The 291-nt window shown below is 36.1% G+C and carries 1 pseudogene; it reads right to left on the bottom strand.

Going from position 1 to position 291, the window contains the following annotated elements:
- Positions 1-291 (bottom strand): annotated as a pseudogene (locus ACKX14_RS15625) (penicillin-binding transpeptidase domain-containing protein); the annotation flags it as partial.

Raw genomic sequence — 291 nt, 5'->3', positions numbered from 1 at the left:
ACCTTCTCTTTCACCAGACAGTCTCATTTCAGGTTCAATTCCCATATCATAAAGTCTTCTTACCACTTCTGCTCTTGATAAAATTTCTTCCAATTCAGTCCAGCTGGTTATTTCTTCTATTGTTTCCAGAATTTCTTCTTCGCTAAAATCTTTGCCCTCCATGATATAGCTTTCGATGCTTCTTTGAAGCATTTGCTTTAAAAGATATTTTGTAGTTATTATTTTCCTTTGAGGATCTGGTACTCCTCCTGATACTTCTCTCGGGATATTGATTTCTATTCCAGTCTTGTC

It is taken from the genome of Thermorhabdus hydrogeniformans (genome assembly GCF_049310025.1).
In the GTDB taxonomy this organism is placed as follows: Bacteria; Bacillota; Thermosediminibacteria; order Thermosediminibacterales; family Tepidanaerobacteraceae; genus JBJYKD01.
This window is presented reverse-complemented; position numbering and strand designations above follow the sequence as displayed.